Origin of the sequence: Cohnella laeviribosi DSM 21336 (assembly GCF_000378425.1) — a bacterium.
In the GTDB taxonomy this organism is placed as follows: domain Bacteria; phylum Bacillota; class Bacilli; order Paenibacillales; family Paenibacillaceae; genus Cohnella; species Cohnella laeviribosi.
Map to the genome: position 1 here is coordinate 1 of NZ_KB899848.1, position 22486 is coordinate 22486.

A 22486-nucleotide genomic window follows, 5' to 3' on the forward strand; every position below is an offset into this window, starting at 1 on the left:
ACTGGAGTCGAACCAAATGATTGGCAGCATGAGTCGCAAAGGCAACTGTTACGACAATGCCTGCATCGAATCTTTCCACAGCGTTCTCAAGAAAGAGCTCATTTACCAAACGAAATTTAACACTCGTAAACAGGCGTATGATGCGATTTACGAGTACATTGAATTGGAGTATAACCGCATCCGTATCCATTCGTCGATCGGTTATCTGACTCCGTATTTGTACGAAAAAAGGTACTATGAGCAACTCCAGGCAGGATAAAAGTTGTGTCCACTTTCTTGACAGTGATCCAAACGGGCGCTTTTCCTCCCGGATTCCGGCGAATAAGGTCTCTCGTGTCCGATTGCAAGTCTAAAATGGTGCCGTTTCCTTATTATAACATCTCCTGTGTCCGTTAAGTTTGCCGGTTGGCGAGGACCGTCAGCTTTGCGCAGTCCTATCGGCGCGAAGGAGTGTGTCAGCGTTACGAGGGCCGTCAGCGCTCACATCGTCAGCGTTACAAGGACCGTCTGCGTTGCAAGGTCCGACATCGTTACGAGGGCTAGTAAACTTTGTTGGTTCTGCCATCGCCAGCGTTGCGGATAAGGAGCGAATCAGGAGCGAGTCGGCGTCACTGGGCGATTGGCGTTACCGGCGCTTGGCTTGAGCGGATCGCGAATTCGTGCGCCTGTGGCGGACGGATTTTGATATAATAAACACACGAATGAAGCGGCGGGACGCATGCTTCCGTACCCGTGCGCAGGAGGCGGACCGAAATGAAGCCGAACATGCCGGGACCGAACGGCCATAATCTACCCCCCGCTCTTTGCCCCCTCTGCGGGCGGAACAACGATTGCGCCGTGCTCGCCGGCAGGCCGGTGGAGGCTTGCTGGTGCGCGGTCGTCCCGATTCCGCCGTCGCTTCGCGCCCGGATCCCCCCGGAAAGGCGGGGCAAGGCGTGTATTTGCCGCGCCTGCGCCGAACGGCACCAGTCGGGTATGCCGACTTAAGCAACCGTTCGCGAAAGGCGGCTCGTTACGTATCCGCAGAGGCGGCATGGCGCCGTGTCGAAGCCGGGGCGCTTCCGAAGACGGCGTGCGCGATGTTACGCAAATTGCGGAGCGATTTTATGCAGTTTCATGACAACGCTTACTTTTCCGGCGTTCTTTCGCCATACTGGGGATTAGGGGAAGAACGACGTGGAATTGAGGGAATAACGACTGGATTGGGAAAGAATGACTGGGAGTTTAGGAAAGAACGACGGGATTGAGGGAAGACCGACTGGATTGAGAGAAGACCGACTGGGGTTGAGGAAAGAACGACTGGATTGAGGGAAAAACGACTGGGGGTTGAGGGAAGAACGGACGGCTGATTGCGGAGTCGGCTTAAGCGCGAAAGACGCGAAAGGCGCGATAGACGGGGGGACGCGAGATGCGGAAGCGGCTTTCGAATCCGTTGACCAAAATCAAGCTCAAGCAGCAGCTGATTTTGCTTTTTTGCGTGCTGGTCGGTCCCGTGTTTTTGCTGAATTGGTATGCGAATGCGAAGGCGGCGCAGCTTTTGAAGCGCCACGTGACCAATGCCTACGCCGAGCTGAACAAACTGAACTTCACGCTGATCAACCGGGATCTCGATACGGTGAACCGGATCATGGCGACCATTATCCAGTACCCGATTACGCAGGAGATGAGGCCGCGCGCGGGGGAGACGTTCGACCGGGTGCAGAAATACGCCGCCGCGGACAAGCTGTTGGCCAGCTATTCGCTGGGCATGACCGAAGGAGAAGCGGTCTATTATTATCTGTTCATTTACGATCCCGACAATGCGTATTCGTTCGCGCCGAACACGGCGACCCGGTTTAAGACCGGCGGCGTCTACTTCTATAACGATCGGAACAAGCCGGCGTGGATCGACGAGGCGATCGCCAAAAAGGGCAAAGGCTATTTGCGCCTGCTGCACGGGCTCGGTACGTCGACGGATGCGACGACACTCGGCTACGTCCGCGCGGTCAACAGCATTACCGAAGGCAACGTCGTCATCGGGGCGCTCGTCGCCACGAATATGGACAAAAAGATCGAACAGTCGCTTGCGACGATATCGCTGCCCGACGAAGGCGAAATCTACTTGACGGATTACGACAATACGGTGCTGGCCGCATCCGTTCCGGCCATCGGAACGAAGCTCGAGCTGCCCCCCGGTCTCAATGCCGCCGGCAGTCCGGACGGCACGGCCGACGCGATCGCCTCTGGGTATATTTACGTGATGCATTACAACGATTTGCTCCAGCAGAAGCTGATCTACAAAATTCCGACCCGGTCGATGCTGCAGCAGCAAAACGAATTGAAGCGGGCCATTCAGCTTATCTCCATCGTCTATTCGCTGTTTGCCATTGTGGTCATGGCGTATTTTTGGCGCTCGCTGATTGCGCCCCTTCAGCGGCTTGCGGTTTTCACGCGCTCTTACGCGCCGGGACGCCGGCTCCCGAAAGAACCGGCCAAGGACCGCAATGACGAAGTCGGCGTGCTGATCCATTCGGTCTACGGCATGGCGGGACGGCTCAACGCGCTGATCGAGGACCGCTACATGCTGGAGATCAAGCAGAAGGAAGCGCAGCTGCAAATTTTGTATCAGCAGATCAACCCGCATCTGCTTTACAATACGCTCGAAAGCATTTACTGGAAAAGCTCGCTGGAAGGCAATTCCGAATCCGCCGAGATGATCAAGGAGCTTGCCAAGCTGATGCGGATCAGCTTAAGCCGGGGACGGGAGCTGATTACGCTGCGGGAGGAGCTGGAGCACGCCAAGGCCTATACGCGTCTCGAACAGAAAAAATACGAATACGAATTCACCGTGGAATGGCGAATCGACGAAGAGGTGCTGTCCGTCCTGATTCCGAAAATCACGCTGCAGCCGCTGATCGAAAACGCCATTATTCATGGCGTGCGCAGCATGGGCGAGGATGGAGAAATCGTCGTGACCGCCGTTCGGGACGGCGAGACGCTGGTGCTGACCGTAGCGGACAACGGGTACAAAACGGTCGACTATGAAGCGATCGAACGCCTGCTTCGGGATAAGGAGAATGCCGCTCCGTCCGGCTACGGCATCCGGAATGTGCAGCAGCGGATCGAGCTTCATTTCGGGGCAGCATACGGTTTGAGTTATTCCGCAAGGGAAGGCGGCGGGACGCAGGCCGCCATCGTGCTGCCGCTCCGGTACGAAGCGGAGTCCTCCGGGGCGTGAAAGGAGAGGAGATCGGATGTACAGCATTTTGATTGCCGACGACGAGCCGCTCATTTGCAAGGGTCTCAGCAACTTGCTGCAGACGTCCGGCCTGGACTTGAACCATATTTACATCGCCCACAACGGGCACGAGGCGCTCGACTACTTGCGGATGGAGGACATCGATTTGCTGGTGACCGACATCCAGATGGGCGAGATGAACGGAATCGAGCTGATGCACCAGGCCAAAATTTTAAAACCGTGGGTGCAGGCCATCATCATCTCCGCTCACGAGACGTTCCAGTACGCCCAGCTTGCGATCCGGCTGGGCGCCAAAGATTATTTGATCAAGCCGTTCGGCAGCGAGCAGTTTCTCGATTCGGTCCGGAGCGCCCTGCTGCAGATGAGCAAGCCGGTTCCCGCCCAGGAGGAATTGCTGTCGCAGCTGCGGGAGCACTTTCAAATGCAGTCGCCGGACCCCGCCAAAACGCAAGAGTTGAACCGTCTGCTTCAGGAACGGAGCGCGAGCGGAGATAAAGCCGAAGCCGCGGCGAGGCTCGGCTTGCGCGGACCTTATTACGCCGTCATCCGGGTTCGTCTCGATCCGGGCGGCGAGGCGTTTGCCGCCCGGGGCTTTCGCGACGGCGAGGTGCGGCTGATGCAGTACGCCGCGCTGAATATCGCAAGCGAGCTGCTCGGCCGCGAGTGGAGCTTTGCCGCATTCGACTCGCCGGACCGGGAAATCAGCGTCATCATGGAATGGGATGAGGCGGCCTACGGCGCCGCCGGCGTCGACAAGATCAGCCAGCTCGACATGATCGCCCGGAGCCTCCATCACAACATCAGCAAATATTTGAATATTCCGTGCGTTATCGGCTTCAGCCAAATTTTGCGCGGCGCCGAGTTCTTGCCGCTTTTGGGCGAGCAGGCCCGCAAAGCGATTTTGTGGAACCGCAATCACCAGGATCATTTCGTCTTTTACTATGGCGACATGAAATGGAACCTGTACAACGAGGAACCGACCGAGGAAGAATGGAACGAACAGAACAACGCGATCGTGGAGCGCGCGGTCGAATACATTCAGCGCCATTACGCGCAGAAAGGCCTCACCCTGAACGAGGTGGCGCAGCGCAACCACGTCAGCCCCAACTATTTGAGCTATTTGTTCAAAAAACATACCGGACTCAATTTGTGGGAATACGTGATCAAGCTGCGCATGGAAGAAAGCCGCCGGCTTTTGCTGCATACCGATTTGCGCCGTTACGAAATCGCGGAAAAGGTCGGGTACGAATCCCCGGAGCATTTCAGCAAAATTTTCAAAAAATATTTCGGCATGAGCCCCAGCGAGATGAAAGGAAAATGAAGAAGTAAAATCGGCCATGATCCCCATAGAAGCGCACATGTTCAGCTTCCCTCCCGGTTTCTACAATGAAAATGGACCGATCGAAAAGGAATGAGGGAGACTGCATGAACGAAACCGCCGTTTCCGTCTCTCCGCCGAAATCTGCCGTCAAGGGGCCGAAGCGGGGACGATGGAGAAAACACTTCTGGGGATACGCCTTTGTGCTCCCGGCCGTCATTATTTTCTTGCTGTTTTTGTGGCTGCCGATTTTGAAAGGAATCGTGTACAGCTTCTACCATGTCGATTTTGTCAAAGGCAACACGTTCGTCGGCATGGACAACTACGAGACCGTTTTTCGCGATCCCGTTGTTTGGAAAGCCGTAAAAAACACCCTATACTATGTGCTGCTGTGTCTTGTCATCGGGTTCTGGGTGCCGATTCTGTTCGCCATTGCCATCTCGGAACTGAAAAAATTTCAGGGCTTCGCGCGGATCGCCGCTTATTTGCCCTATGTCGTTCCCGTCGTCGTTCTCTACGGGCTGTGGCGCTGGCTGTATGATCCGGTCGGGCCGTTTAACGCCGTGCTGATGAAGCTGGGCATCGGGCAAATCAACTTTATGACCGATACGAAATGGTCGATGATTTCCCTTGTCGTCATGGAGACGTGGCAGCAGTTCGGCTCCGCCATGCTCATTTATTTGGCCGCCGTCCTGAGCATTCCGAAGGATTGGTACGAAGCGGCGGAAATCGACGGTGCGGGCGTCTGGAAGCGCATCCGGCATATTACGCTGCCGTCCATCCGCCACCAGATCGCGCTGCTGCTGGTGCTGCAGCTGATCGCCACTTCCCAGGGCTATCAATCGCAGCTCGCCATGCTGGACGGAGGCCCGAACAACGCGACGCTGACCTATGCGCTGTATATCGTCAAATACGCCTTCAACAACTTGAATTACGGCGTGGCATCCGCGCTCGGCGTCCTCATGTTCCTCGTGCTCGGGGTGCTGGCCGTCGTGCAGCACAGACTGTCGAACAGGGGAGGGGACGCGTCATGAAACAAGCGGAGCGCGGCATTTTGTCCGCCTACGATCTGAAGAAGCCCGCGAACAAAATCGCTTACGCGGCGATGTCGCTCGTCATTGCCGCCATGGTCGTCTCGATGCTGTATCCGATCGCCGTCGCTTTCTTCAACGGCGTGAAGGCGAACGTGGAAGTCAACACGTTTCCGCCGCGATTTTTGCCGAAGGAATGGCATTGGGAAAATTACGTCACCGGCTGGAAATATATCGATCTGACCTTGTATTTGCGCAATACGATCTACATTTTCCTGGGCAATATGGTTGCGACCGTGCTCGTGCTGGGGCTTGCTTCCTTCAGCCTGTCGCGGCTCAACTGGCCTTACCGCAAGGCGGCGTACTACTTTTTTCTCGTCACGCTGTTCATTCCGCCGACGACCTATATTATCCCGAACTTCATTAACCTGAAGGATCTGGGGCTCATGAACACGTTCTGGGCGTTCTGGCTGCCGGCCGGGGCGAATGCGTTTTTCCTGCTGCTGCTCAAAAGCTTTTTCGACGGCCTTAACCAGGAATTGTTCGAGTCGGCCCGGATCGACGGCGCTTCGGAGCTGCGCTGCTTCTTTCAGCTCGCGTTCCCGCTGTCGGTGCCGATTTTCGCCACGCTTGCGATTTTCGTGTTCTCGAATGCCTGGAACGAGTGGTTCTGGCCTTCCATGGTGCTCGGGGGCGAGCATTACCCGCTGTCGACGGCGATCAAGCGATTCGTCATCGACGCCCGCAGGCTCGACACGAACATCCGGTTTGCAATTTTGACGATGGTGATGATTCCGCCGATTTTCGTTTTTCTGATCTTCCAGCGCTATATTGTCCGGGGACTTCATCTGGGCGGAGTAAAGGGCTAAACGTAAAGCAACACACAATCGGAATAGGAACGCACATCGAACTTTCAAAACGCCTCCTATATGATGAGCGTGTAAACCATTTCATAGTTGAAAAGGGGAAATATCGATGCGTAAGATTTCGACGTTGCTGTCCGCTTTGATCGTATTCGCGCTTGTTTTGTCCGCGTGCAGCGGGGGCTCGAAGGGCGGAAACGCTTCTCCGTCCGCATCTGCTTCGCCATCTTCCTCCGAGCCCTCGGCTTCGTCCGGCGAGCCGCCGGCGTCCGATGATATCACTTCGAAGAAGGTGACGATCAGCATTTATTATCCGACGCCTGACAAGCCGGAGCTGCGGGCTTTGGAGGACGACAAGATCAAACGCTTCAACGAAAAATACCCGAACGTGACGATCGTCAAAAGCGACTGGCAGTACAATCCGAACGAGATCGGCATGAAGATGGGGGCGGGCGAAGCGCCGACGCTGTTCAACACGTACGCGACGGAAGGCAAGTTCCTTGCCGAAAAAGGCTGGGCCGCCGACATTACCGAACTGTTCAACAATTATGAGTACAAGGATCAGATGAATCCGATTCTCCAGAACCAGTTTATTATTGACGGCAAGGTGTACGGCATCGCCCAGCAGGGCTACGTAACCGGTACGGTCGTCAACAAGAAGATGCTGAGCGACAAAGGCGCGGCCATTCCGGATTACGACTGGACGTGGGACGATATGCTGAACGCCGCCAAGGCGGTCGCCGATCCGGCCAAGGGCATTTCGGGCATCGCCCCGATGGGCAAGGGCAACGAAGCCGGCTGGAACTGGACGAACTTCCTGTTCGAAGCGGGCGGAGACATTCAGAAAGTCGAAGGCGGCAAGGTAACGGCGACGTTCAACTCCGAAGCCGGGGTGAAGGCGCTGGAGTTCTACAAGAAGCTGCGCTGGGACGCAAACGCCATTCCGCAGGACTGGGCGCTCGGCTGGAGCGACGCGGTCGGCGCTTTCGCGCAAGGAAGGACGGCGATGGCCATCGCGGGTCCGAGCGACATCGTCGACCAAGCGCTGAACCAGGGCGGCATGAAGCCGGAGGACGTGGCGGTGTACCCGATGCCGGCGGCGGAAAAAGGCGGCAAGCATACGGGTGTGCTGGGGGGCGACTTCCTCGTCATCAACCCGAACGCTACGCCGGAGGAACAGGAAATGGCGTTCCGCTATGCCACGTTCGACTACTTCTCCGACCGCGGCCTGCAGTCGCTGGAGGAAAACATTCAAGCCCGCAAGAAGGACAACAAGTACTACGTTCCGCCGATCATCCAATATTTCAAGGACGATTCGGAATACGGCAAAAAGGCGCGCGAGCTGTACGCGAAATATGACAACGTGTATCAGTTTGACAGCGCGGCGCTGGCGCTGCTGGACGGCAAGCCGGAGGCGCAGTTCAATACGCAGGATTACTACGCGACGATGACCAACGTGATCCAGGAAGTGTTCTCGAAGAAAAACAGCGACCCGAAGTCGCTGCTGGATTCGGCCGCCAAGCTTGTGCAAGAGAAATTCTTCGATACGATCAAGGTGCAGTAAGAAGCGATGACGGCTCCGGTTCCGGCGCGAAGGCGTTTGGAACCGGATTTTATTTTCGCAATCTGCGGAGGTGGCCGGCGGATGAACGGCAACATGCGTCTTTTGAAGGGGATTCGGGCGAAGAAGGGGAAATGGGCGCGGATAGGCGCCGCGTCGCTGCCGGCGCTGCTTCTGATCGTTGCCGCCGCGCTGTATGCGCCGTCCGTTTTCGGGAATTCGGCGCGGCTCAAGCACGATGGGGGACTGCTTGTCGTCCGCGGCCCCGGGTACGAGACCGCGTTTCGTGCCGACAACGGCGCGATCGTCTATGTGCGCGATAAGAACGAGGACGGCGCCTTGACGGAGGGCAACCGCGCGGAGGCGCTGTGGTGGGCGTTCGCGGAAGACGACACCGCCTATCACGGCGCGAAGGCGGACAGCTTCGCATACGAATGGAAGAAGCGAAAGGGGGAGCTGGTGCTGCGTTACGGAGGGCCGCTGGAGGTCGAGGCCACCGTCCGGTTTGCGGACGATTCCAGGATCGTGATGCAAGCCCGTGTGAAGAACGGTACGGGCAAGACGATCAAGTCGTTCCGCTTCCCCTACGAGCTGAAGCTGCCTGCCGCTCAGGTGGAGGACGCCCTGCTGCCGATGCTGCCGGGAGCGAAGCTGAAGGGGGCATTCTTTCGGGAAAACAATTCGTACGAAGCGCCGTATCCCGGCATCCTGTTCGCTTCGTACGCGGCGGTCCGCACGAGCAGCGGCAATCTGGCCGTCTACGACGCGCACGGGGAGACGACGGCGACGACGAACATCGGCTTCAAGAACCAGGTCGACGACGCGGGCAAAACGGCGTTCGTCCACGACTATTCGACCGCGCTTGCGCCGGGCGCGGAATGGACGACGCCGGAGATCGTCCTGGAGCTGGGCGGCGATTACAAGGATTCGATCGCTTCCTATGGCGAGCGGAACGGCATTTTCGACTATCGCTCCCTCGAAGACAAGCTGGGCAAGGAGCTTGCGGATTACGTCCGCCTGCCCATGTACAAGATGGACATCTCGGCGATAAAGGACGCGAGCTGGAACGCGCTGACGGACCGCTACGCGAGCCGGCTGGCGTATCCGGGCATCCTGCATCCGGTCGGCTTCCAGACCGGCGGCCACGACGAGAACTATCCGGATTTTATGCCTCCGGACGCCAAGTGGGGAGGGGACGATGCGCTTCGGGCTTTCGTGGACGATGCGCATGCGAAAGGGCATCGGATCGTCCCGTACACGAATTTCTCCTGGTGGGGCGTGAACTCGCCGACCCTTGCCGCGCTGCCGCCGGGAACGGCGCTGAAGGACATCGCCGTCGTGCAGAAAAACGGCGAGGCGCTCAAGGAGGATTACGGCGAGCACAGCGGCTACGTCATGAATCCCCATCATCCGTTCGTGACGAAGCGGATTACGGACGAGCATAAGAAGCTGCTTGCCGCAGGCTTTGACGGCATTTTCGAGGATCAGTGGGGCATTCGCAGCGCTCCGTATATGTATAACGGCAATCTGCCGGAGGGGACGGACGCTTCGACGGCCTATTTTCGCGGCGTGCGCGATTATTTCCGCTCTGCCGGGTACCGTTTGTTTACCGAGGACGGCATCGACGCGCTGGCGGACGATGCGGTCGGCTTCATGGGTACGAATCTTTTGTGGGATCTGCTGGGCTACCGGCCGAAGACGGCTGCGTACACCGAATATTACCCGATGATCGGCATGCTCGTCCGCGACAAGGTGCTGCTGTACCAGCACAACCTGGCGGCCGAAACGATGACGGACGACCAGGCGATGCTCCGCTGGAACGCGGCCATGGGCTACAACCTGAGCGCGGACCTGTATAACGGCGCGGACAATCCCTGGGTCGAGGTGGCCGGCGTGTTCCAAAGCCAGGTGCTGTCCCGGTATGCGACCGCGCCGGTGCGAAATTACGAGCAGTTGAACGAAACGGCGACAAGGACGGATTTCGGCGGCTACGCCGTGACGGCCAATTGGGACGATGCCAAGCCGTACGCGCTCGACGAACGGACGGAGCTTGCGCCCGGCGGCTTCGACATCGCTTCGGAAGACGGCAGCGTGCGCGCGGGCAACTACGTCAAGTACAACGGCTACGCGCTCGATCCGGGCGAGCACGATCTGGTGGAGGTCCGGGAGAAAAACGAAATCCGCGTGTACCAGCCGTTCGGCTCGGATACGACGGTTCGGATCGTCAAGGGAAAAGGCTGGCCGCATGCCGCGGCGGCGGCCTATACGGCGCAGGGAGAGAAGATCGCCGACCTGCCGGTGAAGGAAGAGGGAGACGGGCTGCTATTTGACTATATCGCGAATATCCTCGGCCGCAAAGTCGGCTATGTGGCGCTGACCCGTTCGGAGAAGCCGAGCGAAGTGACGGCCGCTTTCGAGAAGGCGAAGCTCGAGGAGAACGTCGCCTTGTCGGGAGAAGCCGTATCGTCGACCGATACGGCGCAGGAATTTGCCGCCAAGCTCGCGATCGACGGCGATCCGTATACGTACTGGGAAAGCATGGCCGACAAGTTCCCGCAGACGCTGACGATCGACCTGGGGCAGGAGCGGGACATCAAGCGGCTCGTGCTGCGGCTTCCGCCGCAGGATGCGTGGGAGAAGCGGGAGCAAACGGTCGAAGTGCAGGGAAGCGCGGACGGCAGCGGCTTTGCGGCCATCGTCTCCGCGATGGCCTACACCTTCGATCCCGCCGCGGGCAATGCGGCCGAGATCCGACTGGAGTCGGGCGCGGCGAAGACGCGGTTCGTGCGCCTTGTGGTCAGCGGCAACACGGCGTGGCCGGCGGCGCAATTTTCCGAAGTCGAAGTTTATTGACGGCGTGAAGAGTCCCGTCTCGCCGACTCTCGGGCTTTACGAGGGCTCGGTCGTGCGCGCGAGGAGGCGGGCGGGACGGAAAGGGCGGGCTGCCTTCGAGGCGGCCCTTGATGTATACGGTCGGGCTAAAGTGAAATCGATGGCGGGTCCGGAGATCCTATTAGAATAACGTTAGAGAGAGGAAAATGCTCTTGCAAAAACTAATGCCATTAGTTATGATGAAACTAATGATATTAGTTTTGGAGGCGGTTCAAATGAGAGTCATTCGCGAGCAATCGCTATACCAGCTGACTTTTATGCCGCGGGCATTCCCGGTTAACGTCTATATGGTCGAAGAGGCGGACGGACTGACGCTGATCGATACGGGTCTCCCGTACAGCGCCAAGGGCATCCTGCAGGCGGCCGGACGGATCGGCAAGCCGATTGTCCGCATTGCGCTGACCCATGCGCACGGCGACCACATCGGCGCGCTGGACGCGCTGAAGGCCGCGCTTCCGGACGTTCCCGTCTTCATTTCCGCGCGGGATGCGAGGCTCTTGGCCGGCGACCGGTCGCTCGATGCGGACGAACCGGGGACGCCGATCCGCGGCGGCGTGCCGAAGCCGGGAAAGGTGAAGACCCGCCCGGATGCGCTGCTTCGGGACGGCGATCGGGTCGGCTCGCTGCTCGCCGTTGCCGCGCCGGGACATACGCCGGGGTCGATGGCGTTTCTGGATACGCGCAGCCGGGCGCTGATCGCAGGCGACGCCTTGCAGACGCGCGGCGGAGTGGCGGCGTCCGGACAGCTGCGGCCCTTGTTTCCGTTTCCGGCGTTTGCCACCTGGAACAAGGAGGCCGCGCTGGCGACCGTCCGCAAGCTGATCGAATTGAAGCCCAGCCTGCTCGCCGCCGGCCACGGCCGCATGCTGAAGGCGCCGCTGCCGGCAATGGAACGGGCTGTGCAAAAAGGCTAAGCAACGAAAGGACAGATCGAAATGCCCAGAATCGGACTTGATTTGCCTACGCTTATTCAGGCTGCCGCCGAACTTGCCGACGCGCAAGGACTGGAAGCCGTCACGCTCGCTTCCGTCGCCCAGAAACTGCGCATTCGTTCCCCCTCGCTTTACAATCACGTGAACGGATTGCCGGACCTGCGCCGCCATCTGGCGCTGAAGGGGCTCGACCTGCTGACGGCGGAGCTGAACGGCGCCGCTCAAGGCCAAACGGGCGATGCCGCGGTTTATGCGCTCGCCAACGCCTATCTCGCGTTTGCCCGCAAGCATCCGGGGCTGTACGAAGCCATCCAGCGCGCCCCGGATGGCGGCGACGAGCTGCTGGCCGCCAAGAGCGGTGAGCTCGTGGGCAGGATCGTCGGCGCGCTGAGCGAGTACGGGCTTAAAGGCGACGCCGCCCTGCACGCCGTGCGGGTATTTCGCAGCATGCTTCACGGCTTCGTTTCGCTGGAGCGCCAGGGCGGCTTCGGTCTCCCGCTCGGTCTGGACGCGACTTTTCAAATGATGATCGAAATCTTTTTGACCGGCATCCGGAAGCTGTAATCCGGCGGGGACGGCAGAGGCGGGGATGACAAGGGCGGGGACGACAGGACCATGGCGATGGCGGAATCCCGTGCGGTCCGTGTGCGATTGACGGATTTGCTTCATTACGGTATGATACTTACTAAAAGTAACTAACTTATCACCATGATCCGTCGTCGCATCGCTTCGGATCCGACAGGAGGACAATCGCCATGACGAGCCGCATTCATCCGGAGACGGAAATCGGTGTTGTTCATTTGAAGGTCAGCAATCTGCAGCGTTCGATTCAATATTACGGGGAAGTCGTCGGCTTTAACGTGCTCAGGCGGGAAGGGAACGTCGCGGAGCTGGCGGCGCAAAACGGAACGGAGCCGCTGCTGGTGCTGAAAGAAATTCCGGATGCGCTCGCAAGCGGGAGAAGAAGAACGACCGGGCTTTATCATTTCGCCATCCTCGTTCCGGACCGTAAGTCGCTCGGTTTGTCCCTGCGCAATCTCGTGCGGCGGAACGTTTATTTCGGACAGGGCGACCATCTGGTCAGCGAGGCGCTTTACATTACCGATCCGGACGGCAACGGCATCGAAATCTATGCCGACCGTCCCCGGGAGACCTGGAACTACAACGCGAGCGGGGAAGTGGGAATGGCGACGGAGGCGGTCGATGTCCGCGGCCTGCTGGAGCTTGCCGGCGGGGACGAATGGACGGGGCTGCCTGCCGGAACCAAAATCGGGCATATCCATCTGCATGTCGCCCATTTGGACGAAGCCCGGAAATTTTATTGCGATGTGCTCGGTTTCGGTCTGATGGCCCATTACGGAAGCGCGGCGCTGTTCGTTTCGGCAGGCGGCTACCATCACCATATCGGCCTGAACACGTGGGCGGGAGTCGGGGCGCCGCCCGCGCCGGAGAATTCGGCGGGACTCGATTATTTCACCGTCGCGTTCGCTTCCGAAGAAGCGCTGGAGCAGACGTTGGCGGGCATTCGCGAAGCCGGCGTTGCGGCAATCGAACGGGATGGCGGCTGGCTGGTGGAAGATCCGTCGCATAACCGTTTGCTGCTCGTCGTCAAATAACGTAAAGGGCTGCGTCCGAACCGCCGCTGGCGGTTTCGGATCGCAGCCCTGTTCGTTTCCGCCGGCGGAAGCCGGGCGGAGCCTATTTTTGCCGGTCGATCGCCTCGCCATATCCCGCTGCGCCAAGAGGCACCGGTCCGGTGGGGCCGGTCAGTCGCCTTGGTCGGTCAGGATGAGCGGCCCGTCTTTCGTAATCGCGATCGTGTGCTCGAACTGCGCGGACAGGCTGCCGTCGGCCGTCCGGCACGTCCAGCCGTCCGGGTCGATCGTCATTTGCCACGTTCCGGCGTTGACCATCGGCTCGATCGTGAACACCATGCCTTCCTTGAAGCGGAAGCCTTTGCCCGGCGTGCCGACATGAATGAAGCTCGGTTCTTCGTGCAGCTCCCGCCCGACGCCGTGGCCGGCCAGATCGCGCACCAAGGAGAAGCCGTGCGACTCCGCGTGCTTCTGCAGCGCGTGCATCGCATCGCCGATGCGGTTGCCGATGACGGCATGCCGGATGCCGATATCCAGGCATTCCTTCGTGACCCGCATCAGCTTCTCCGCCTCGGGCGACAGCTCCCCGACGCCGTAGCACCAGGCGGAATCGCCGATCCACCCGTTGAGCTGCGCCACGATGTCGATTTTGACCAAATCTCCGTTTTTTAACGGCGTCTTGTTCGGAAATCCGTGGGCGATCACATCGTTGACGGAAGCGCAGGTCGCGTATTTGTAACCTTTGTAGCCTTTCGTATAGGCGCGCGCTCCGGCCTTCGCGAGCATATCTTCGACGAATTCCTCAATGTCCCACGTCGTAATTCCCGGCCGGATCATTTTGGCGATTTCTTTGTGGCACTTTGCCACGAGCGCTCCGGCCGCCTTGAGGCCCTCGATTTCCTGAGGGGATTTTAACGTAATCATCGTCTCTCTCCTTCGTTTCCGAATCCGGCGTACAATCGATTGATCCAGTCATCCGCATCTATATGCGAGCGGCCGTGATACAGCCACAGGTTCGCGCAGCCGATCAGCGCGCCCAGCCATACGTTTGCGGTCCGCTCGGCTTCCTCCGCGTCCAGTTCGCTGCGCAGCGCGTCTTCGAGCGGCTCGTACAGCGCGCTTTGAAAGGCTTTGCCCAACTGCGCCGCATCTTCGTAGGGAAGCTGATGGAACTTTTCGGATGCCATCCGGTACAGAATGAATACGGCCGGGTCGGCGTTCCACAGCTTCAGCAGCCGCCTTCCCAGTTCGCGCATTCTGCGGTGCGGGGGAGCCTGAAGCTGCATGACGCTGTCCGTCAGGGACGCTGCGCGTTCCAAAGCCTGGCCGAGCATGTCGCGGAACAGCCGGTGCTTGTTCGGGTAATAGTGATAGGCCGTTCCGTAGCCTACGCCCGCCTTGAGCGCGACATCGCGCATTTCGAACGCCATGCCCTTTTCGAGATACACGTCCGCCGCAGCCGCCATGATCTGCCTGATCCGGGCCGAACGGATTTCTTCGTTCTGTTCTTTGGTTCGGGGCGACATTTCCCGTTCCTCCGTTTTTTTGACCTGCTCATATGTCGAAATAAAAATACGCCCAAAAAGAAGCCGTGTCAAGCGGGGACGGCGGTAAGCAGGTTTTCTCCTTATATTTTATGCGGAATATTCGAAAAGAGGCGCGGCTGCCCGAAACGTGATAAGCTGGAACTAAAGAAGCAAGTACGGGAGGAAGACGGAATGTCATCGTTGCCCATCGATCAATCGATCCCCGAGCTGCTGGAGGCGTTAAAACGCGAGCGCCATGCCGTGCTTTCGGCGGCGCCGGGCGCGGGGAAGACGACGCGGGTGCCGCTCGCGCTCCTCGGAGCGGATTGGCTTCAAGGGAGGAAAATCGTCCTGCTCGAGCCGCGGCGGCTTGCGGCCCGGGGCGCCGCGCGGTTTATGGCGGCTTCGCTGGGCGAAGCGGTCGGGGAAACCGTAGGCTACCGGGTGCGGACGGATACCCGCGTCGGCCCCCGCACCCGAATCGAGGTGGTGACCGAAGGGGTGCTTACGCGGATGCTGCAGTCCGATCCGGCGCTCGACGAGGTCGGAATCGTCATCTTCGACGAATTCCACGAACGGAGCCTGCACGCCGATTTGGGGCTGGCGCTTTGCCTGCAATCGCGGGAGCTGTTCCGCGACGATCTCAGGCTGCTTGTCATGTCGGCGACGCTGGAGACGGAGTCCGTCGCGAAGCTGCTCGGCGGGGCGCCGGTGATCGAATGCCCCGGCCGGGTGTATCCCGTGGAGACGCGGTATGCGGCGAGGCGGCTTGAAGGAGCGATCGAGGACGCCGTCGCCTCGAGCGTGCTGGAGGCGCTTGTCGCCCATCCCGAGGGCGACGCGCTGGTGTTTTTGCCCGGCGCCGGGGAAATCCGGCGCACGGAGGCGAAGCTGCGGGCGGCGCTGGCGGGCCGCCCGGTGGACGTGGCGCCGCTGTACGGCAGTCTGCCGCAGGAGGCGCAGGATGCGGCGCTTGCGCCGAGCCCGGCGGGGCGGCGCAAGGTGGTGCTGTCCACCTCGGTCGCCGAATCGAGCTTGACCGTGCCGGGAGTCCGCATCGTCGTCGACAGCGGCCTGATGCGGGTGCCGCGCTTCTCGGCGCGCACCGGCATGTCCCGGCTGGAGACGGTCCGGGTGTCCAGACCGTCCGCGGACCAGCGGAGAGGCCGGGCGGGACGCGTCGCGCCGGGCGTCTGCTACCGCCTGTGGACGGAAGAAGAGGACCGGCAGCTGGCGCCGGTTGGCACGCCGGAAATACGCGAGGCGGATCTTGCCGCGCTTGCGCTCGACTTGGCGGTGTGGGGCGTTGCCGATCCGCTGGAGCTTCGCTGGCTGGATCCGCCGCCGGCCGCTTCGTATGCGCAGGCCCGCGAACTGCTCCGCTCGCTGGGCGCCCTGACGGACGGCGGCGCGCTAACGCCGCACGGACGCCGCATGGCCGCGCTCGGAACGCATCCGCGGCTTGCGCACATGCTGCTGAAGGCCGAATCGCTCGGCATGGCCGAGCTGGCCGGAGAGCTTGCGGCGCTGCTGAGCGATCGCGACCTGCTGCGCGGCGAGCCGGCGCGAAGCCCGGACGTCGGGCTGCGCATCGAAGCGCTGCGGGGCGGGGCCGCCGCCGCGTTTGCGGACGAGCGCGCCCGCGAGCGGCTGCTTGCCGAAGCGAAGGAGCTTCGCCGCGCCTTGTCCGCCACGGCGGCCGGGGAATCCGCCGCAAGCGGCGCAGCGGCGGACGCTGCAGCGCGCAACCCGGCCGCCGGAGCCGCAGCCCGGGCAACAGCGCCTTCTGCCGCGGCAGCCCAGGCGCCGGCCGCACCCGCCGCAGATCTCGCGCACGCTTGCGGCATTCTGCTCGGGTTTGCCTATCCCGACCGGATCGGGCGCAGCCGCGGCGGCGGACGCTATACGCTAAGCGGCGGCCGGGGCGCGTTCATCCCCGAAGGGCAGCCGCTCGCCCAAGCCGAATTCATCGTGGCCGCCGAGCTGGACGATCAGGGCCAGGAGGGTCGGATACGGCTTGCCGCTCCGCTGGACGAAGCCGAGCTCGACCGGCACTTCTCGGACCTGATCCAAGAGCAGGAGACCGTCTCCTGGGATGCCGGCGCCCAGGCTGTGCGGGCCCGCAGCGTGCGCAGGCTGGGCGCGGTCGTCCTGCGGGAGCGGCCGCTTGCCCGTCCCGATCCGGACCTGGTGACGCAGGCGCTGCTGCAGGGCATCCGGGAGGAAGGGCTGGACATGCTGCCCTGGACCCGATCCGCAAGACAATTGCAGGAGCGGGTTCTGTTCCTCCGGCGTTACGACACGGAATGGCCGGACTGGTCGGACGAGGCGCTGGCGGCTTCCGTATCCGAATGGCTCGGTCCGTATATCGCCGGAATGAAAAGCCGGGCGGACCTGCAGCGGCTTCAACTGGCCGCCGTTTTGGAAGCGTCCCTGACCTGGGAACAGCGGCGCCGGCTGGACGAAGACGCTCCGACGCATATCGTCGTTCCGAGCGGTTCGCGTCTGCCGGTCGACTATTCCGACCCGGAGTCCCCGGCGCTGGCGGTGCGGCTGCAGGAGATGTTCGGCCAGCCGGAGACGCCTCGCATCGCGGGCGGCCGGGTGCCGCTGACCCTGCATCTGCTCTCCCCGGCCCAGCGGCCGGTGCAGGTGACGAAGGATTTGGCAAGCTTTTGGCGCAGCGGATATTTTGAAGTGCGGAAAGACTTGAAAGGCCGCTATCCCAAACATTACTGGCCGGACAATCCGCTGGAAGCCCAGGCGACGCGCAGGGTCAGGCCGGGTTGACCGGAAACGCCGTAATGCAGGCCGGGTACGAAGGGCAGGTACGGAAGGAGGAACCCGAATGAAAACCTTTTTTCTGTTCGGTTTGTTGTGGGCGCTGCTGGGCAATCCGTTCGCGGCGCTGATCGTTCTGCTGATCGTCCTGTATGTTCTGGAAAGGCGTTTTGTCGGCTTGACGCCCAGCCTGCTTCGTCCTTTTCGCCGCCAAAGCGAGATTGCAAAGCTAAGAAGACAGCTCGCGCTCAACCCGCACGACGTATCCGCCAAATCCGAGCTTGCGCGGCTGCTCATCGAAGCGAAAAAATACGGCGAAGCCCGCGAGGTGCTGGCCGGCATCGAGGCGCAGATGGATCATTCGGCCGAATATTGGAGCGATCTGGGGCTGGCGGAGCTTGGTTTGGGGCAAAAAGAGCGGGGAGAACGCGCCATGCTCCGGGCGCTCGAGATCAGTCCGCGCGTGAAGTACGGATTGCCGTATTTGCGCCTGGGCGAAGCGTTCGCCGATTCGGATGCGGAAAAAGCGCTGAACTATTTGCAGCGGTTTCGGGAGATTCATTCGTCTTCCTGCGAGGGTTATTACCGGCTGGGGAGCGTTTATGCGCGCCTCGGCCGCGCGGAGCAGGCCCGCCAGGCGGATCGGGAGTGCCGGGAGATCTACCGCTCGCTGCCAAGTTACATGAAGCGGCGCGAACGGAAATGGGCGCTCAGAAGCTGGCTTCGCAGCCGGTAGCGGCAGCCGCTAAAGGAGGCGAAAAGGCCCTTCCCGAGCCGGACAACAAACGCCCATTTGACAACGGTGCGCCGATCTCGTATAGTGTGTGCGAAACTGGGGATCGGGGTGGATGAAGGATGAGCGGACCGGGCAAAAGCCGGCAGCAAAAGAAGGAACGAACCGGCCGGACGGATCGCGTTCGGGCGAAACATCATGATCAAGCGGGCAGCCGCCCGCACGGGCGAAGAACCGCTCCCTCCGGCGGCAGAGCCGCAGCCGGGACCGGCGCGGGAACGAAAGCCCGGACGGGCGCGGCGGCGGCCGGCGGAACGGGAGCCCGGACAAGGGGGGCGGCTGGAACGGGCGCGTCCGCAGGATTGCGGGCATCGTCCGGCCTATCCGCGGGACCCCGGCTTAAACTGGGCCGGCGCCGGGGCGACTGGATGGATATCCGCCTGCCCGATTACCTGGCGAACGCTACGCTGCAGCAGGCGCTGAATGCTACGCCGCTGCCGCCCAAGCTGATTTCGAAGCTGCTTCAGACCAAGGGCGCGCAGCTGAAAGGCGGGATGCTCAGACTGCAGCTGTTCCCGCGGGAAGAGCGGGATTTTCCGCCGGACTGGATGGAACTGAACGTGCTTTATGAGGACGATTTTACGCTTGTCGTCAACAAACCGGCCGGCATCGAAGTGCATCCGAGCGAGAAGGGACAGCGCCGCACGCTTGCCCATGCGGTGTCCGCGTATTACGAATTGTCGAACCAGGATGTGAGAATCCGTCATATCCACCGTATCGACAAGGAAACGACGGGGCCCATTTTGTACGCCAAAAACGAATTCGCTCACTACCAATACGACAAGGCGATGCGCGAGAAAAAGATCGAGCGCGTGTATTTGGCGCTGGCGGAAGGCGTCATCCCCCAGAACAAGGGGACGATCGACAAGCCGATCGGACAGGACCGCCATCACTCCACCCGCCGGCGCATCAGCGAAACCGGAGATCCGGCGGTAACCCACTACGAGGTTGTGGAACGCTTCAAGGACCATACGCTCGTCCGGCTGCGGCTGGAAACCGGGAGAACGCATCAGATCCGCGTCCACTTGTCGTCCATCGGGCATCCGCTTGCCGGAGACGGGCTGTACGGGGGCAAACGCGGGCTTATTTCCCGCCAGGCGCTGCACGGCGAACGGCTCATCTGGCATCATCCGTGGACGAACGAGCGCCTGTCGGTGCAAGCGCCGCTGCCGGACGATTTCGCGGAAGCCCTGAGGCGGCTTCGCGGGTAAGGCGGGAGCTTCCAAAAAAAAGCCCGGAAAGCCGCCGGCAAACGGACAGCGGGCCCATTAAACGGACAAGCCAATCAGCGCCGGGCGACACCGCCCGGCGCTCTCGTTCAGGCTGAGCTTGCCGCCCGCCAACGATCCGATTCTTTCTAGGCCTGGTTCGCCCGCCTGCGGTCATAGCATATCGCTTCCGTCATCAAGTAGGAAAGCGCCGCTTCCGCCCCGCAATTGACGTTCGGGCCGTTCATCTGCAGCCCGTCGCAGCAGGAGCCGTCGTCCTCGTCCACCATCGGCACCCGCAGATCGTTGTCGCCGTAGAACCAGTCGAGACAACGGTCGCGCGACGCCCGCAGCGCCGCGATATGCTCCCCGATGTCCACCACTCTCGGCTTCCGTTCGCCGGCGGCCGTAGCGGCCCCGCCTGCCGCCAACGCGGACTCCGGCGCGCCTGGTTCCGTTCCGTCCGAGGCGCGGCCGAAATCCGGCTTCGAGGCGGTCGTCTGCGAACCGGCCGCGAGCGAACCGGCTTCTTGGCGCCGGCGGGTGCCGAGTCCGGAAACGTCGGGGGAGATGACGAGAAACACGCCATCCTTCCGCGCCGATTCCAGCGCGGCCGCCGCTTCCTCGAGCGCCAGCGCAAGCTTGAACATCTCCAGCGGCTGCTGATCCCAGCGGCTGCTGACATCCCGGGTGTGCCAATGTTCGTTGCCGATCGGCCGGTACCAGCCGCCTTCGGATGTCATCGCCGCCTGAAGGGAGGACAGGCTATCCAGCCCGGTTTCCAGCGACGAAGGACGCCGCGTCGTGCGGTAAGCCCGAAGCATCGCCCACGGCAGCACTCCGTTGCCGTACGTCATGACCGGCTCGAACCAATGCCAGCCTTCCCGGGAAGCGTCCCGGTATGCCCCGTCCAGCAGTTCCTCCAGACGGTAGAGATGATCCTTCAGCTCCCCGCGCCACCCTTTCGGCAGAACGATCCGGCCGCTGTCTTCGGCCTGAAGCAGCTCGGAGCACGCGGCGAGGGCGAACGCCCGCCCGCGGAGCGAGTCGATGCGTCCGATCGTCCGCAGCGACTGCTGAAACAGCATGAACGCCGTCTCCCGCTGCCCGGCGGCAAGACGCACCCAGGCGTTGGCGCAGCCCCAGATCGCGCGCCCCTGGCAATCGTGCGACCTCGTCTCCGGCTCCGGCGTCCGGTCATAGGCGATGTTGTTGTGAAACCAGCCGTCGTCGCCCTGGCACCACAGCATAAAGGCCAGATAAACATCGGCAAGCGACGTCAGCCGCTCGCGGTCGCCAGGCGAAAGAAGCGCCGCCCGTTCCGGCGCCAGCCATTCGGAGACGGCCCACAGCGCGCGGGCGTTGTCGTCGGTCGTATACCCTTCTTTGCGCCGCGGAATGCGGCCGAGCGCGTGTTCGATAAGACCGGTATCGTCCGTCAAACGGCGCAGGTGTCGAAAAGACGGCGCACCGGTCCGCCTTTTGTTTGCTTCAGCCCACATCCGCCATGCTCCACGATTTTTTTGCCGCCACCTTCTCGAGCAGCCCCAAGTACTGCGCCCCCACTTGAGGCCACTGCATGCTGCGGCCGATCTCCACCATCCACTTCTCGCAATTTGCGAGCAGTTCCGGGTACGTAAACAGCTCGATGATTTTGCCGCTCCACGCTTCCGTATCCCCGTAAGGGAGCAGCAGTTCTTCGTAGCCTTGCACGAGGTCCTTTGCGTAGCTGTACGGCGTGCTTAAAATCGGGCGGCCCAAGCCGGCGGCGTACGCCAGCGTTCCGCTCGTAATTTGCTGCATGCCCGGATAAGGCGTAACATACAGATCGCAGGCGGAAATAAGCGCGGTCAGCTCCTCCTCCGGCAAATAGCGGTTGATCATCCGCACGTGATACCGAAGGTCCAACTCGTCGATCAGCTTGGCGAGCTCCTCGCGGTACGCTTCGCCTTCGTGCTTGCGAACTTCGGGATGCGTCTGGCCGGCGATGATATACAGCAGGTCCGGCACCGCTTTCACCGCGAGGGCGACGGCCTTCAACAGCGATTCCACGCCTTTGCTGCGGCTGAGCAGCCCGAACTGGAACAGCACCTTGCGGTTTTCCCAGCCGTACTGCCGGCGCGTGATCTTCCGCTCCTTAAAGTTCGGAACCGGACTGCCGTGGGGAATAAACGAAATTTTGTCCAAGGGAATGTCGAAGCGGTCGTGCAAATACCCGATCGCCCGCCGGTTCATGACATGAATATGCTCGCTTCGGGCGGCGATTTGCGCCTGAACGGACGCGTACGGTTCGACCGGCTGTTCGAAGACGGTATGGAACGTCGTGACGACCGGCTTTTTTAACCGTTCGAGAAACTCCAGCACGTAATGGCCGGCTTCGCCGCCGAAGATGCCGAATTCGTGCTGCAGCGAAACGATGTTGATCGAGCTCCGGTTGACGACGTCGGCCATTCGGGCATAATCGTCTTTTACGTGCTTAAGCAGCGGAAAATGAAAATCCTTGTCGTATACGCTCGCTTCATCCGGATCGCAAACCGCGATAACGGGATCGGGAGAAGGGGAGTTTTTGGCCGCCGCCACCTCTTCCCTGAGATGGTGGGTATAAGTGGCCAAACCGCATTTCTTCGGTACGTAGGTACTGACGTATCCGATCTGAAGCGCCTGCTTGTTCATTGCGCACCTCCACAGCGCGGCTGTTAACCGCTTGATGTAAAATGGATACGGCTAAAAAGCCCGGATTATGATAAA

The 22486-nt window shown here is 61.0% G+C and carries 18 protein-coding genes; 14 read left to right on the forward strand and 4 right to left on the reverse strand.

Annotated elements, in window-relative coordinates:
- From F560_RS23660 to F560_RS0118775, 11 genes are all read left to right on the forward strand, one after another.
- Positions 1-259: integrase core domain-containing protein (locus F560_RS23660; protein WP_019004999.1), on the forward strand; the 259-nt coding region annotated here is incomplete at its 5' end.
- Between the two features lie 506 nt (positions 260-765).
- Positions 766-987, forward strand: coding sequence for a cysteine-rich CWC family protein (locus tag F560_RS25230; protein ID WP_211214132.1), 222 nt, complete (start codon positions 766-768; stop codon positions 985-987).
- 421 nt (positions 988-1408) lie between these two features.
- A complete protein-coding gene (locus F560_RS0118735) occupies positions 1409-3217 on the forward strand; it encodes a cache domain-containing sensor histidine kinase (RefSeq protein ID WP_019007292.1) in 1809 nt (602 codons plus the stop codon).
- Positions 3218-3233: 16 nt separating this feature from the next.
- On the forward strand, positions 3234-4559 hold the full coding sequence (locus tag F560_RS0118740; RefSeq protein ID WP_019007293.1) for a response regulator: 1326 nt from the start codon (positions 3234-3236) through the stop codon (positions 4557-4559).
- Between the two features lie 104 nt (positions 4560-4663).
- Positions 4664-5590 carry a carbohydrate ABC transporter permease gene (locus F560_RS0118745; RefSeq protein ID WP_019007294.1) on the forward strand — a complete coding sequence of 309 codons (927 nt, stop codon included), beginning with the start codon at positions 4664-4666 and terminating at the stop codon, positions 5588-5590.
- A complete protein-coding gene (locus F560_RS0118750) occupies positions 5587-6456 on the forward strand; it encodes a carbohydrate ABC transporter permease (protein ID WP_019007295.1) in 870 nt (289 codons plus the stop codon). The genes F560_RS0118745 and F560_RS0118750 overlap by 4 nt, the downstream gene beginning before the upstream one ends.
- 106 nt (positions 6457-6562) lie before the next feature.
- Positions 6563-8014: an ABC transporter substrate-binding protein gene (locus tag F560_RS0118755; RefSeq protein ID WP_026298400.1), complete on the forward strand. Its 1452-nt coding sequence runs from the start codon at positions 6563-6565 to the stop codon at positions 8012-8014.
- Between the two features lie 81 nt (positions 8015-8095).
- On the forward strand, positions 8096-10864 hold the full coding sequence (locus F560_RS0118760; protein WP_019007298.1) for a discoidin domain-containing protein: 2769 nt from the start codon (positions 8096-8098) through the stop codon (positions 10862-10864).
- A gap of 254 nt (positions 10865-11118) precedes the next feature.
- On the forward strand, positions 11119-11817 hold the full coding sequence (locus F560_RS0118765) for an MBL fold metallo-hydrolase (RefSeq protein ID WP_019007299.1): 699 nt from the start codon (positions 11119-11121) through the stop codon (positions 11815-11817).
- A gap of 21 nt (positions 11818-11838) precedes the next feature.
- Positions 11839-12399 carry a TetR/AcrR family transcriptional regulator gene (locus F560_RS0118770; RefSeq protein ID WP_019007300.1) on the forward strand — a complete coding sequence of 187 codons (561 nt, stop codon included), beginning with the start codon at positions 11839-11841 and terminating at the stop codon, positions 12397-12399.
- 191 nt (positions 12400-12590) lie between these two features.
- Positions 12591-13451, forward strand: a complete 861-nt coding sequence (locus F560_RS0118775; protein WP_019007301.1) for a VOC family protein — start codon at positions 12591-12593, stop codon at positions 13449-13451.
- A 150-nt stretch (positions 13452-13601) separates the two neighbouring features.
- Here F560_RS0118775 and map read toward each other — a convergent pair whose 3' ends face one another.
- Together map and F560_RS0118785 are read right to left on the reverse strand one after the other, a co-directional pair.
- Positions 13602-14354, reverse strand: a complete 753-nt coding sequence (gene map, locus F560_RS0118780) for a type I methionyl aminopeptidase (RefSeq protein WP_019007302.1) — start codon at positions 14352-14354, stop codon at positions 13602-13604.
- Positions 14351-14956 carry a TetR/AcrR family transcriptional regulator gene (locus tag F560_RS0118785; protein ID WP_026298401.1) on the reverse strand — a complete coding sequence of 202 codons (606 nt, stop codon included), beginning with the start codon at positions 14954-14956 and terminating at the stop codon, positions 14351-14353. The genes map and F560_RS0118785 overlap by 4 nt, the downstream gene beginning before the upstream one ends.
- Positions 14957-15148: 192 nt before the next feature.
- Here F560_RS0118785 and hrpB point away from each other — a divergent pair, with 192 nt between their 5' ends.
- From hrpB to F560_RS0118800, 3 genes are all read left to right on the forward strand, one after another.
- Positions 15149-17746 (forward strand): ATP-dependent helicase HrpB, encoded by a 2598-nt coding sequence (hrpB, locus tag F560_RS0118790; RefSeq protein WP_019007304.1) that lies wholly within the window; start codon positions 15149-15151, stop codon positions 17744-17746.
- Between the two features lie 58 nt (positions 17747-17804).
- On the forward strand, positions 17805-18473 hold the full coding sequence (locus F560_RS0118795; protein WP_019007305.1) for a tetratricopeptide repeat protein: 669 nt from the start codon (positions 17805-17807) through the stop codon (positions 18471-18473).
- A 119-nt stretch (positions 18474-18592) separates the two neighbouring features.
- Complete coding sequence (locus F560_RS0118800; protein ID WP_019007306.1) at positions 18593-19741, forward strand: RluA family pseudouridine synthase; 1149 nt, start codon at positions 18593-18595, stop codon at positions 19739-19741.
- A gap of 146 nt (positions 19742-19887) precedes the next feature.
- Here F560_RS0118800 and F560_RS24705 read toward each other — a convergent pair whose 3' ends face one another.
- A complete protein-coding gene (locus F560_RS24705) occupies positions 19888-21240 on the reverse strand; it encodes a hypothetical protein (protein WP_019007307.1) in 1353 nt (450 codons plus the stop codon).
- Positions 21230-22411 carry a glycosyltransferase family 4 protein gene (locus tag F560_RS0118810; RefSeq protein ID WP_019007308.1) on the reverse strand — a complete coding sequence of 394 codons (1182 nt, stop codon included), beginning with the start codon at positions 22409-22411 and terminating at the stop codon, positions 21230-21232. The genes F560_RS24705 and F560_RS0118810 overlap by 11 nt, the downstream gene beginning before the upstream one ends.
- Positions 22412-22486: the final 75 nt, after the last annotated feature.

Bases quoted from the DNA above. Each gene is read 5' to 3' on its own strand.
- F560_RS0118750 (WP_019007295.1), top strand. From the start codon at position 5,587: ATGAAACAAGCGGAGCGCGGCATTTTGTCCGCCTACGATCTGAAGAAG.
- F560_RS0118775 (WP_019007301.1), top strand. From the start codon at position 12,591: ATGACGAGCCGCATTCATCCGGAGACGGAAATCGGTGTTGTTCATTTG.
- F560_RS0118760 (WP_019007298.1), top strand. From the start codon at position 8,096: ATGAACGGCAACATGCGTCTTTTGAAGGGGATTCGGGCGAAGAAGGGG.
- F560_RS24705 (WP_019007307.1), bottom strand. From the start codon at position 21,240: ATGTGGGCTGAAGCAAACAAAAGGCGGACCGGTGCGCCGTCTTTTCGA.
- F560_RS0118735 (WP_019007292.1), top strand. From the start codon at position 1,409: ATGCGGAAGCGGCTTTCGAATCCGTTGACCAAAATCAAGCTCAAGCAG.
- F560_RS0118765 (WP_019007299.1), top strand. From the start codon at position 11,119: ATGAGAGTCATTCGCGAGCAATCGCTATACCAGCTGACTTTTATGCCG.
- F560_RS0118770 (WP_019007300.1), top strand. From the start codon at position 11,839: ATGCCCAGAATCGGACTTGATTTGCCTACGCTTATTCAGGCTGCCGCC.
- F560_RS0118785 (WP_026298401.1), bottom strand. From the start codon at position 14,956: ATGTCGCCCCGAACCAAAGAACAGAACGAAGAAATCCGTTCGGCCCGG.
- F560_RS0118795 (WP_019007305.1), top strand. From the start codon at position 17,805: ATGAAAACCTTTTTTCTGTTCGGTTTGTTGTGGGCGCTGCTGGGCAAT.
- F560_RS0118745 (WP_019007294.1), top strand. From the start codon at position 4,664: ATGAACGAAACCGCCGTTTCCGTCTCTCCGCCGAAATCTGCCGTCAAG.
- F560_RS0118800 (WP_019007306.1), top strand. From the start codon at position 18,593: ATGAGCGGACCGGGCAAAAGCCGGCAGCAAAAGAAGGAACGAACCGGC.
- F560_RS0118740 (WP_019007293.1), top strand. From the start codon at position 3,234: ATGTACAGCATTTTGATTGCCGACGACGAGCCGCTCATTTGCAAGGGT.
- map (WP_019007302.1), bottom strand. From the start codon at position 14,354: ATGATTACGTTAAAATCCCCTCAGGAAATCGAGGGCCTCAAGGCGGCC.
- hrpB (WP_019007304.1), top strand. From the start codon at position 15,149: ATGTCATCGTTGCCCATCGATCAATCGATCCCCGAGCTGCTGGAGGCG.
- F560_RS0118810 (WP_019007308.1), bottom strand. From the start codon at position 22,411: ATGAACAAGCAGGCGCTTCAGATCGGATACGTCAGTACCTACGTACCG.
- F560_RS0118755 (WP_026298400.1), top strand. From the start codon at position 6,563: ATGCGTAAGATTTCGACGTTGCTGTCCGCTTTGATCGTATTCGCGCTT.
- F560_RS25230 (WP_211214132.1), top strand. From the start codon at position 766: ATGCCGGGACCGAACGGCCATAATCTACCCCCCGCTCTTTGCCCCCTC.